The organism is Variovorax ginsengisoli, from assembly GCF_030486595.1.
In the GTDB taxonomy this organism is placed as follows: domain Bacteria; phylum Pseudomonadota; class Gammaproteobacteria; order Burkholderiales; family Burkholderiaceae_C; genus Variovorax; species Variovorax ginsengisoli_B.
Genome location: NZ_JAUJZH010000036.1, coordinates 38,620 through 49,665, shown reverse-complemented (window position 1 = coordinate 49,665; position 11,046 = coordinate 38,620). Strand labels below are relative to the sequence as shown.

At 66.3% G+C, this 11,046-nt stretch carries 14 protein-coding genes; 2 read left to right on the top strand and 12 right to left on the bottom strand.

Annotated features, from left to right (window positions below; translation table 11 throughout):
- Nucleotides 1-60 precede the first annotated feature (60 nt).
- Complete coding sequence (locus QZH52_RS33510) at nucleotides 61-612, top strand: tetratricopeptide repeat protein (RefSeq protein WP_301815486.1); 552 nt, start codon at nucleotides 61-63, stop codon at nucleotides 610-612.
- 39 nt (nucleotides 613-651) lie between these two features.
- Nucleotides 652-1,065 carry a hypothetical protein gene (locus QZH52_RS33505; RefSeq protein ID WP_301815485.1) on the top strand — a complete coding sequence of 138 codons (414 nt, stop codon included), beginning with the start codon at nucleotides 652-654 and terminating at the stop codon, nucleotides 1,063-1,065.
- Between the two features lie 31 nt (nucleotides 1,066-1,096).
- On the opposite strand, the gene QZH52_RS33500 is transcribed toward QZH52_RS33505, so the two are convergent.
- Genes QZH52_RS33500 through QZH52_RS33445 form a run of 12 tightly spaced genes read right to left on the bottom strand, consistent with a single transcriptional unit; the run spans nucleotide 1,097 to nucleotide 10,948 of the window.
- Nucleotides 1,097-2,320 carry a tetratricopeptide repeat protein gene (locus QZH52_RS33500; protein ID WP_301815484.1) on the bottom strand — a complete coding sequence of 408 codons (1,224 nt, stop codon included), beginning with the start codon at nucleotides 2,318-2,320 and terminating at the stop codon, nucleotides 1,097-1,099.
- Between the two features lie 36 nt (nucleotides 2,321-2,356).
- Nucleotides 2,357-3,205 carry a sigma-70 family RNA polymerase sigma factor gene (locus QZH52_RS33495; protein WP_301815483.1) on the bottom strand — a complete coding sequence of 283 codons (849 nt, stop codon included), beginning with the start codon at nucleotides 3,203-3,205 and terminating at the stop codon, nucleotides 2,357-2,359.
- 55 nt (nucleotides 3,206-3,260) lie between these two features.
- Complete coding sequence (gene fliP / locus QZH52_RS33490) at nucleotides 3,261-4,172, bottom strand: flagellar type III secretion system pore protein FliP (protein ID WP_301815481.1); 912 nt, start codon at nucleotides 4,170-4,172, stop codon at nucleotides 3,261-3,263.
- Nucleotides 4,073-4,588: a flagellar biosynthetic protein FliO gene (locus QZH52_RS33485; protein ID WP_301815480.1), complete on the bottom strand. Its 516-nt coding sequence runs from the start codon at nucleotides 4,586-4,588 to the stop codon at nucleotides 4,073-4,075. The genes fliP and QZH52_RS33485 overlap by 100 nt, the downstream gene beginning before the upstream one ends.
- A gap of 9 nt (nucleotides 4,589-4,597) precedes the next feature.
- Nucleotides 4,598-5,032 (bottom strand): FliM/FliN family flagellar motor switch protein, encoded by a 435-nt coding sequence (locus QZH52_RS33480; protein ID WP_301815479.1) that lies wholly within the window; start codon nucleotides 5,030-5,032, stop codon nucleotides 4,598-4,600.
- The gene (locus QZH52_RS33475; protein WP_301815478.1) at nucleotides 5,029-5,949 is read right to left on the bottom strand and encodes a FliM/FliN family flagellar motor C-terminal domain-containing protein; all 921 of its coding nucleotides are present in this window, start codon (nucleotides 5,947-5,949) and stop codon (nucleotides 5,029-5,031) included. Before QZH52_RS33475 ends, QZH52_RS33480 begins: the two co-directional genes overlap by 4 nt.
- Complete coding sequence (gene flgF / locus QZH52_RS33470; protein WP_301815477.1) at nucleotides 5,946-7,136, bottom strand: flagellar basal-body rod protein FlgF; 1,191 nt, start codon at nucleotides 7,134-7,136, stop codon at nucleotides 5,946-5,948. The genes QZH52_RS33475 and flgF overlap by 4 nt, the downstream gene beginning before the upstream one ends.
- 36 nt (nucleotides 7,137-7,172) lie before the next feature.
- Nucleotides 7,173-7,577, bottom strand: a complete 405-nt coding sequence (locus tag QZH52_RS33465) for a flagellar hook capping FlgD N-terminal domain-containing protein (RefSeq protein ID WP_301815475.1) — start codon at nucleotides 7,575-7,577, stop codon at nucleotides 7,173-7,175.
- Entirely contained in the window at nucleotides 7,577-8,383 is an 807-nt protein-coding gene (locus tag QZH52_RS33460; RefSeq protein ID WP_301815473.1) for a hypothetical protein, read from the bottom strand. Before QZH52_RS33460 ends, QZH52_RS33465 begins: the two co-directional genes overlap by 1 nt.
- Nucleotides 8,380-8,889 carry a hypothetical protein gene (locus tag QZH52_RS33455; protein WP_301815471.1) on the bottom strand — a complete coding sequence of 170 codons (510 nt, stop codon included), beginning with the start codon at nucleotides 8,887-8,889 and terminating at the stop codon, nucleotides 8,380-8,382. The genes QZH52_RS33460 and QZH52_RS33455 overlap by 4 nt, the downstream gene beginning before the upstream one ends.
- On the bottom strand, nucleotides 8,886-10,244 hold the full coding sequence (locus QZH52_RS33450; protein WP_301815469.1) for a FliI/YscN family ATPase: 1,359 nt from the start codon (nucleotides 10,242-10,244) through the stop codon (nucleotides 8,886-8,888). Before QZH52_RS33450 ends, QZH52_RS33455 begins: the two co-directional genes overlap by 4 nt.
- Nucleotides 10,241-10,948: a FliH/SctL family protein gene (locus QZH52_RS33445; RefSeq protein WP_301815468.1), complete on the bottom strand. Its 708-nt coding sequence runs from the start codon at nucleotides 10,946-10,948 to the stop codon at nucleotides 10,241-10,243. The genes QZH52_RS33450 and QZH52_RS33445 overlap by 4 nt, the downstream gene beginning before the upstream one ends.
- Between the last annotated feature and the right edge of the window lie 98 nt (nucleotides 10,949-11,046).

The window sequence follows — 11,046 nt, the reverse complement described above, 5'->3', positions numbered from 1 at the left end:
GCCGGCACCTTCTGCGTTACCCTTCATCGCGAGGACAATGTGACAATTTCCGAAACGACCATGTTCGACAGCCTGATTTCCGAAGGGTTGGCAGCCAGCCAGGCCGACAACAGCCCCCGCGCGGTCGAGTGCTTTGAGCGTGCGATCGCGGTGGCGCCGAGTGCGGGGCTTCCTCGCTATCTGCTTGCGGCCGAATTCGCAGCCCTTGGGGACATGGACAAGGCCGAGTCCGCGTTTGCCAGTGCCGTGCGGCTGGCTCCGGAGTTCGCGATGGCACGCTTTCAGCTCGGCCTGCTGCAGTTCAGTTCCGGCCGAGCGGAACTCGCGCTGCTCACCTGGCAGCCTCTGCGCGCTCTGCCCGAGACGGATCCATTGCCCCATTTCGTGGCCGGGTTCGAGGTGCTCGCCATCGATCAGTTCGACGAGGCGCTGCGCCATTTTCAGCGCGGCCTTGCACTCAACCATGGCAATGACGCCCTTTCGGGCGACATCGAGAAGGTGATCGCCGGCATCCGAGCCCTGGCGCCTGCCGCGGGCGCCGATGCCGATGAGGGGCGCCCCGAAGCGCATGTATTGCTTGCAAACTACCAACAGCAGGGACGCCCGCATTGATCGAATCGCGAATGCGGTGTCCCGCCTTCAAAGACTGCCATGATTGACCCCACCGCCCAGCTTGCCGCGATGATCCGCGCGCAGTTCGGCGCTCAGTTTCGAGCTCAAGCGAAACGTCGCCCGAACGTGGGCAAGCCAGGCCCGCGCGAGCAGTTCGGATCCGCCCCCCTGGAGAGCTCAAGCCCCGTCGAAGGGGGCGCTGTCGATGTCCAGCAGTTGGTGGCCTTGCGCGTGGGTGCGCTCTCTGCCGACGATCCGCAGCGCCACCGCAAGGCCTTCCGGATCTTTCTCGAATCGGTACTGATGCAGACGTTTGGACCCGAGAGGATCGATGCGCTCGGTTTCAACCAATTGGTCGACACCGTGATGCAGCGCATGGAGGGGGAGCCAAGCCTCCAGGGAGCCATGCGCGAAGCCGCCGACCATCTGCTGGCGGAGTCAGCCCCGAAGTAGCCGGGGACTCGGCCCACGCGGGGCTGCCGGCCTACTCCCTCGGCGTCTCGTTGCCGACCCCCAGCGAGGCGATGTCGCCCATGTCCCCACCCAATGGTGCGGCCCGGCCCCGAAGCAGTCGCCGGGCCAGGCGCTGGAGATCGTCGGCGCTGCGCGCGCCCCCTTCCAACAAGGCACTCGCGTAGCGGCCCGACACATTTTGCGGATCCAGCTTGAGTGCCAAGGCAATGTGCGCCTCTGCGTCCGTTCGCTGCTCCTGCATCGCAAGGACCACCGCGAGCCCGCCGTGACTTTCCGCGAAGTTGCGGTCCAACGCCAGTGCCGTCTCGAAGCTTTGACGTGCGCCGGGAAGCTCGCCGCCCAGGATCTGCGCCCAGCCGAGGCCATGCCAGGTCCCGATGTGCTTCGGCATCGCAGACACCGCGCGCAAGAACGCCGCCCGCGCTGGCCCGAGTTCACCCGCCAGGAGTGCCGCGAATCCGCGTGTCGACCAGGCCCTGCCGTCGCCGGGGCTCAAAGCGAGCGCTGCTTCGGTGAACTGGGTCGCCCGCGCTGCATCCTGGCCGGCGAGCGCCAACGACGCTTGCGTCACGAAGGATTCGACGGGGATCTCGCGCGGGGCGCGCCCCTCCAAGCTCACCGCGCACCATCTCTGCGCCGCACCGAACTCGGAGGCGTCGATGGCGATCAGGCTTGCGACACCGGCGGCGCGCCAGTCCAATCGGCCCTCCCGCTCGGCGCCCTGGGCCCAGCGGATCGCACGGGTGAGCTCCCCTTCCTGATGCAGGGCACGCAACCACAGCTGCTGGAGCGCCCCGGTCGTTGTCAGTGGCGGTTCGTCTCCCCCCGGAGCTGGAGGCGAAGAGAGTTCCATCGAGCCGGCCAGCCTTGCGATGCATTCCCGGAAACGGCCGCGCCTCAAATCGACAAAGGCCAAGTTGTGAAGCAGAACCTCGCGAAGGCCCGCTGGCGGATGGGGGGTCTGACCCAAGGCCTCGAGCACGGCCACCGCCTCGTCGTAGCGCTGCTGCGCGAGCCACAGATCCGCTTCGCGCAGGTTCCACGCAAGTCTTTCCGCCTCAAGCGCCTGGCCTTGGGCCAGATAGATGCCCGCACGTCCCCAATCGCCGCAGGCCAGCGCAGTCTCGAACGCGTCGATCAGCAGCGCATTGTTTCCCGGATCGGCGCGCAGATAGCCATCAAGTCTCTCGAGGCGCTGGACGACAGCAGAGTTGGGAGCGTTGAGTTCGGTCATCGGAAGAATGGATCAGGGGTAATGGTTGTTGAAAAATCACCAGGAAACGTCGAAGCGTTCGCGCCCGGCCATGAACTCACGCAGTTGAAGCAATCCTTGCCGATGGAGCTGTGAAATGCGCCCGCGGCTGACGCCCATGATGCCCGCAATCTCTTCAAAGGAGATCTCCTGCAGGTAGTGATACCGGATCACCAGGCGCTGTTGGTCGCTCAACCGAAGCACGAGGTCATTCATGACCGCACGCAACCGGCGGATCTCGGTCTTCCGGAAATAGCTGACTTCCGGCGTGACGGCTTGGCCACTGCTTCCGAACGCCTCTGCGTCGACCATGCCCGTGTCTTCCAACAGGACACCGAGGGCGATCCCGATGCCGACTTCTGCCAGGTACCGGAACAGTCTATCCGTGCGTTGCGGTGGCACACCGCCCCTGGCATCGCCCCCGGCCGCCGCGGCGTCCTCGGCGGCCTCCATCACGACCGCCAGCCGCTCCTTCCGCAGGCTTCTCAGCGCGTTGATCTGCTGGTTTTTCTCTGTCAGCCGGATCAGCCCATTGAGGATCGCGCCCTCGAGGCGTTTCGACGCGAAGGTCTTGAACTGCGCGCCGTACGCTGGGTCGAAACGATCGACCGCCTCGATCAGGCCGACACGCGCCAATTGAAGGTAGTCGTCGAACTCGACGTCGTTGTGGGTCCGTCGGGCATAGAGGTCCGCCGCCACGATGCGGGCGTGGGTGAGGTAGTGGCCGATGAGTGCTTCGCGGGCCCCCGCATCGTGCTCCTGTCGCCATCGCATCCACAGCGCGCCGGTTTCGACGGCCGCCGCGCCTTTGCCAAGCTCCTGCGGCGCGGGACCACGATCCACCCCAGTCTTGGGCGCATCGGCCACAGGCTGTGACCAGGTCGGGGAGGTGGCCGGATCGCGAGACACCGCAGAGCTGGCCTCAATGAAAACTACCGACGAGGGACTTGAGCACCAGGCTCCAGCCGTCCACGAGGATGAACATCAGGATCTTCAGTGGCAACGCGATGGTCGTCGGCGGCATCATCATCATGCCCAACGCCATCAGGATGCTCGAGACGATCAGATCGATCAGCAGGAACGGCAGGAAGATGACGAAGCCGATCTGGAACGCCGCGCGCAGTTCCGACAGCATGAAGGCAGGAATGAGCTGGAGGTTCCCGATGTCGTCCATCGACGCCGGAACCGGCGCCTTGGACAACTCCACCATCAGGGCCAGGTCCGCCTCGCGGGTCTGTCGGACCATGAATTCGCGAAGCGGCGAGATGCCCTTGCCGTACCCCTCCTCCACCGACAGCTTGCCAGCCATGAAGGGCTCGAACGCGTCGGTGTTGAGCTTCTGCAACACCGGCGACATGGTGAACAGCGTGAGGAACAGCGCGAGCCCTATCAGCACGGTGTTGGGCGGCGTCTCGTTCATGCCGATGGCATGGCGGAGCATCGACAGCACCACGATGATTCGCAAGAAGCTCGTGAGGCAAACCAGCAAGGCCGGCAGAATGGCGAGCACCGTCAGGCCCAGCACCACGCGGATCGCCTGCGCCGTGGGTTCGCTCGACGCTTTCGCAGACGGCAGGCGAGGCGCCGATTGCGCGCTGGCCGAACCGGGCGCGCGCGAAGGGTCCCTTGTTTGCGCCTGCACGGGCGGCCATGTGAACAGGATGGCCGTCAGCAACAGGAAGAACGCGGCAAGGCGCCGTCGCTGCGCACTCGCGACGAATTCAGGCAAGGTGATCATGGCGCCACCTTGCTGTCGGCATCGCGGGCGGGTACCTCGGCCAGCAGTTGGATCGATTGGGTACTGCACCCCAGCAGGATCCGGCGGCCTTCCCATTCGACGACGTGCAAGCTGTGGCTTGGCGACAGGCGCGTGGTCGCCATGTGGTCGATACCCGCCGAGGGCTTTCCTCCCAGCAATCGCCGGAACCTGCCGTGCTGCAGCCCCTGCGTGCCGCGCTGGTTCGGCGTGCGCATGCGCGCACGCGCCAAGCTCAACGCGACGGTGAGGAATGCCGCGACGACTCCCAGGGTGATCCACGCCGCGCTGCCCGCGGACATCGAATCGGGATCGGTCGCCTCGCGCTGAACAGGAATGCTGGCGGGCAAGCCGCTCACGCGCGGGCGCGCCTGGGCTGTTTGAGCGTCTGTCTGCAGCTCGGCCATTGCCGGGTGTGGCGCGATGCCCCCGAGGAACAAGGCGGTCGCAAGACAGGCCACCTGCATGCCGACACGCGCCGAATTGACAACCATCCCCATCGTTCAGGCGCCGCCCGTCAAGCTCAACGCCACCGGCAGTTCGGTGATGCGAACGGCGAAGTGATCGTCCACCGCCACCAACTGACCGCGGGCGACGACCTTGCCTTCGATCGTCAGATCCACCGGCTGGTCGATCAATCGGTCGAGCCGCAGCACCTGGTGCTCCTTGGCGGCCAGCAGCTCGCCGACCGAAATCGTGGCTTCGCCCACGCATACCTGGAGGGTGGCCTTGATCTGATGCAGCGGGCTCCAGTTCGGCAGAATGGGCGCGTCCCCAGGGTCATCGGCCTGGTCTTGGAGGTCCGGCAGCGCGACCAGTTGGGCAACGGGCGCATGGCCGGTGTGCGCGTTCAGTCGCATCTCGCCGCGTCGTTCCGCCGGTCCGTGAGAGGCGCGGACACGGTTGTCCGCGACGATTCCTTCGATGGCGTTCGTCATCGGTCTTCTTTCTTTGCAAGGGGGTTGTTCGGTGGAATGGACGGCGATGACGCGAACTCGACAGCGATGCGACCATCGACCTGTCCCAGCCAGCCATCGCACAAGCGGGCGCCGTCGCCCACCGTGATGCGCGCTGGCGCGTCGAGGCGATGCGCCAACGGGATGACGTCGCCTACCTTCAATGATTGCAGCTGGCCCAGATCCAGTTGGGTCCCGGTCAGGGTGACGCGCAGACCCACCGCCTGCCGTTCGAGCGCCCGATCCAACGCCACCTTGGGTGGGGCTCCATTTCGGGAGGGCGATGCGGGCGACATCGCCTCGTGCGGGCCGAGCAAGGCCGCGACGGCGCGGTACGGCAATCCGATCTGCCAGGTGCCGCCGCACCAGGACCAACTCACGCACAGCGCACCGGACCATGGATCCGGTCTTCGGGAGGGGGCCTTGGTGAAAGACTGCGGCTCCGTCGCCAGGTCGACAGGCAGCGCCGCGATGCGCTGCATCCAGTCGTCCCACGCCACGCGCACAACGTGCCTGGCCAGGGGCGCCTCGGTGCGGTCGGGCCCGAACATCTCGCGGGCCAGGGCCAGCATTGCAGCGGAGGCCGCGCCAGTCGGCGGACGGGCCGCGGCCGATGTGGTTGGGGCGAAGGTCCAGCAGGCTTGATCCTCCGAGAGCGGTGTCATGGCCATGTCGGGTTCGCCGACTTCGACCGTCCCTTCCAAGGCCGCGCCATCACGCTGCGAGAGCCACGCCTCGCACCATGTACGGGACATCGACGCGAAGCGAGCCCGCACGGCTTCCCGCTGAGCAGCCGACCAGCGGCGCAGGGCGCGCACCTTGTGGATCGATTCCTCGGGACTGAGCAAAGGAGAGGGCCCCGCTGGCACGGGCTCGGCGTTCCGGATCACCGTGGTCATTTGCTCTTCATCGAGAACAGTTCCTGCAGCATGTCGTTGGCGGTCGAGATGACCTGCGAACTCGCCTGGTACCCGCGTTGCATCACCACCAGGTCGCTGAACTCCTGTGACAGGTCGACGTTGGAGATCTCAATCGAACCAGATTTCACCTTGCCGAATGCGCCCTCGCCTGCCGTTCCGACGTGCCATGCCTTCTCGTCGAGCATCTGGAACTGGTTGTCTCCAGTGGAGCCGACCGCGTCGGGCGTATCGAAGCGCGCCAGCGCCAGGCGTGCGCCCTTGACCGTCTGGCCATTCGCATAGGTCATGGTGAGCACGCCCTTGGCATCGAAGGCCGCGCCACTCAGGGCACCGGGGCCCACGCCGTCCTGCGAGGACATCGCGAGCGTCGACAGGTTCCCCGACGCAAACGAGGTGACGTTGGTACCGAAGTCCAAAGTCAGCGCCTGGGCCGCTTTCCCGGGCGGCGTGTACGAAACGTTTACGACAGTCGCGTCGGGCGTGGGCTTGCCGTCGGTGAACTTCACTTCCCCGGTTCCGACAACTGTCGTGCCGTCCATCAAGCTGACGGTCCAGGAACCTGGCGCACTGCTGCCGGCGTTTTTCAGTTTGAGACTGAGTGTATGGGCCTCACCCGACGCGTCGATCACCTGAACGTTGCTCACGGTCTGTTCCGCCGCCGTGCTCGACAGGTTGCCCCCGAATCGAATCCGCGCGGTCGGCGAACCCGGATGTGTCATCTGCCCGTCGAGGCTGATCTCGACAAAACTTCCCTCGCCGTCGAGCGCCATGACGGTCGAGCCATTGCTTCGACTCACCAGCACGCCATTCGGATCGAACTTGAATTGGCCGGCGCGGGTGTAGGTGAGCTGCCCATCCGCGTCCTTGAGCACGAAGAGGCCCTGGCCGTCGAGCGCCATATCCAGGTCATTCCCGGTCTGCCGCAGTTCTCCCTGCTTGAACGACAGGGTCGTCCCGGTGGTGTTGAGGCCGTGTCCCAACTGTTGGTAGTTCTGGCTGGCGATGCCACCGCCCAGATTTCCGCCGGTGTAGAACATGTCGGCAAACTGCAGGCTCGAGCTCTTGAAGCCCGGCGTGTTCATGTTGGCCGTGTTGTTGGCGATCACGCGCAGCCCGCGCGAATAGCCCAGGAGTCCCGTCATTCCGACATAGATGGATTCGAGCACGATAGGTCCCTTCAGATGGTCAGGTGGGTCGGCGGCTCATCGCACCGCGCTGATCTGGCTCAGCGAGATGTCGCTCAAGGTGGCGCCTGCGGTGGTCGTCACCGTCAGCAAGGGCGCAGCGCCTGTGAGCGAGAGCGCGCTCACCTTGCCGGTTTCGGTGCCGCCGCTGCTGGTCGTGACGTCTACCGTGCGGCCGATCAGACCCACCGACTGCAGCGCCGCCTGGTTGGTGATCAGCGTTTCGATCTTGTTGTTGAGCTGCTGAGTCTGCTCGAGGCTCGTGAACTGCGCCATCTGGGCCATGAACTGCTGGTTGTCCATCGGCTTCAATGGATCCTGGTAGGTCATCTGGGTCAGGAGGATCTTAAGAAAGTCCTCCATGCCCAGGCTGCTGGACTGCAGGTTCGCGGCCGCCGAGGCGCCTATTGAATCGATGGCCATCACGGCTCCTTTGGAGAATCTGGGTTGAAGTAAGAAACGCGGGGCTTTCCGCTCGATCCGGTCTCGTACGCCCCTATCGCGGCGCCGTCTTGCCAGACCAACTCGCCGTTGCAGACGACCTGGTAGAGGCGTTCGCCGCGGCCACGCATGTCACGCTGAAGATCAGCCACGATCCCGGGCAGCATGGCGCGCATCGCCTCATCATCGGCGCGCATCGCAATCCACACGGCCTGGCCCCGAGGGTGCGGCTCCGCATGCAGGCGCAGGGGGGCTGGCTCAGCGGTCTGCGCCATCGATGGGCGCGCACAGGCTGGCGCTTCAAGCGTTGGCTCAATGCCCATCTTCGCCAGGGATGCGCCCGGAGTCACCGGCCGCGCCAAGGGAGTGCTCTGGCTCGTTGGCAAATCCTGCAATCCCGCGTCTGCCTCGGCAACGCCGCTCGATCTCGCGACGGCAACGGCAACCGCCGCCGCCGTACGGCCGGAGAATGCCTCGGGGGCCTCCTGTGCTGCTGCCTGCGGCGCGACACCCGCCTCGGCACCTCTTGCCACTCGATGCATGGCTCCGACACGCTGGGTTTCCCCTGGAGCGCTTCCTGGCACGGTCCGGAGCTGAGGGGGGGACGCTGGCACCGCGCCACCCTTGACGGTCGAGGTGCTCACCTTGAACCATCCCGCCAGCTGAGCCCGTTCCATTTCGTGCTGCCACGCCTGCTGCTGACGCATCGGATCGACGGCGGTTCCGACCGGCGTGCGCCGATCTGGCGGCACCGTACCAGCCACTGTGACGGACGAAGACTTAGTCATCTTGAATCCTTCCGAACGCCCCGACTCGCGACGGCACGCGCGAGCCAATCGCGGTCCTGCTCGGTGCTGATGCGCTTGCGCACCTCGTCCGCATACTCGATCAAGGCTTCCTCCTTGTGCTGGGTCAGCCCTTCGATCCGCAGCTGTTGCGCCACGCACGCGGCTCTCAGGCGGTCACGCTCCAGGCTTTTTGCGCGATGTTCCTCGGCCAACAGCCGGGATTGGTTGCGTAACTGGGTGAGATAGTCCAATGCACGCCGATGGGCGTCAGGGTTCATGCGGCTGACCAGGGCCTGTCCGGCCGCATGGGCCTCGCGATCATGGCGCTGCGAAATCTCGGCCATCTGGCCTTCGAGCTTGGTCACCAACTGCTGGGTCCGCGCAAGATCGGCCATCAGCTTGTCGAGGCGCCACTGCAGCTTCTGGCGCACGGGTTCGAGCGCGTAGACGAAACCACGCACGTCGACATCCGAGCCCGCCGGGGAAGCGGCATGGGTCGCGCTCATGTGGCAACCCCTCCGAGGATGTTCCCAAGGCTCTGGACCGCTTCGGCGCGCGGTGCCCCACCCACGCTTTGCCGGAGCCAGGCCTGGAGCTCGGGCTCGATCGCGAGAGCCCGATCCAGATCGGCGTTCGAGCCTTTCTCGTAGGCGCCAATGTCGATCATCTGGCGGTTGCGCTCCAGCACCGCCAGCCGCTCGACGGCGGAAACGGCGAGCGCACGCTCATCCGCGGTGGCCAGTTCGGGCATCAGCCGACTCACGCTCTTGAGCACATCGATGGCCGGGTAGTGGCCGCGGTGCGCAAGGTGCCGCGACAGCACGATGTGGCCGTCAAGGATGGCACGCAGCGCATCGGACACCGGTTCGTTGAGGTCGTCGCCTTCCACCAGCACGGTGAGCAGCGCGGTGATGGAGCCTCCGCCGGGCGCCGTGCCGCAACGTTCGCAAAGCTCGGGTAACTCCGCAAAGACCGAGGGCGTGTACCCGCGCGCCGTTGGCGGCTCGCCCGCCGACAGGCCTACCTCGCGCCGCGCCATCGCGAAGCGTGTGATCGAGTCCATGGTGAGCAGGACGTTCTGCCCTCCGTCACGGAAATGCTCGGCGATCGCAAGCGCCGCATAGGCCGCACGCAGCCGCGCAAGCGCCGGCTGGTCGGCGGTGGCTACCACCACGACCGATCGGGCGAGGCCTTCTGGGCCAAGCTGCTTCTCGATGAACTCGCGCACCTCCCGCCCTCGTTCGCCAATGAGCGCGATCACGTTGACACGGCGGCGGTCATCGCCATCCGCACGTGCCTTCAAGTGACGCGCGAGCATTCCCAACAACGTGCTCTTGCCGACACCGCTGCCGGCGAAGATACCGATGCGCTGCCCTTCCCCCAGTGTGAGAAGGCCGTCGATGCATCGGATGCCGGTCTCGAGGATCCGATCGATCGGAGGACGCTGCATCGGGTTGATCGGCGGTGCCTTGAGGGGGCGGCGCAGATGCGTTACCGGCCGCGGCCTGCCGTCTAGTGGGTCGCCGAAGCCGTCGACGACGCGGCCGAGCAACGCCGCCCCGACCCCGATCTGCGATTGCGCACCGAGCGCCCGGACCTCGCAGCCGGACGCTATGCCTTCGAGCGAGCCGTAGGGCATCAACGTGACGCGGCCGGTCTTCAGGCCCACGACCTCGGCGAGCACGCTGCCAGCTTCACCGGTCTCCGATTTCGTGCGAACCATGATGCGGCACAGCTCCCCCACAGCCGCATCCGGGCCGAGCGCGTCGATCGCATGACCCTGCATCTCCCGCACCCAGCCAATGCGGCGATGCAGCTCGGCGTCGCGCAGGGCTTCACGGGCGGCCTTCAGGCTGTTCATCCGCGAGGCTCCATGGCAGGCGATTCGCCTTGCCCGGCGCGCAGGCGGGCACGGCTGTCTTGCAGCAGATCCCGCAATGCCTGAAGCTGCGTCTCGAACCGGGCATCGAGCCCCCCTTCCGGCGACTCCAGGATGCAGCCGCCGAGAACGACCGCGCTGCTGGCGACCCAGCGGATGCCCGGAGCGCCTGCGCACAGGTCCGACAGTCCGCCGTTCCGTTCCAACGCGGCCAGGTCCTCCGGATGCAGATGCACGGCCACCAACTGGCGATTGCGCAGGCCTTCGATGGCACGCGCGAATTGGGATCGCAGGCGGTCGGGCCGGACGGCTTCCTCGCCCAGCACGCGGCACACAACTTCGAACGCCAGTCCCAGCGTGTCGTCCTCGGCTTCGGCGAGCCGCGCCTCGATCTGAGGCGGCAGCGCCGCGATCAGGGCTTCCAGCGATCGGACTCTGGCCTGATAGGCGGCCTGCGCCTGCTCGTTCAGTTCCCGGGTCAGGCGCTCCGCCGTGGCTCTCAGGTCTCGGTCCGCTTGCTCCGCGGCCAGGCTTGCGATGCGCTGCGCCTCCTCGGCGCCACGGGCGCGGCCTTCGGCATAGCCCTCCTCGTAGCCTCGTTGGCGTGCCTCTTCGGCGATCTGTGCGGCGGGGGATCCGGCCGGCGTTGGGAGTCCCGTCAAGCCGGCGCCCGCGACCGGATTCATCAGGCCTGGCTCCGCCCGCAGCTCGCCATTGGGCGCCAAGGTCTCGCGCTGAGCCGGCCGGGCGAGCGTGTGCCGTCCTTTCAGGACCACTTGTCTCA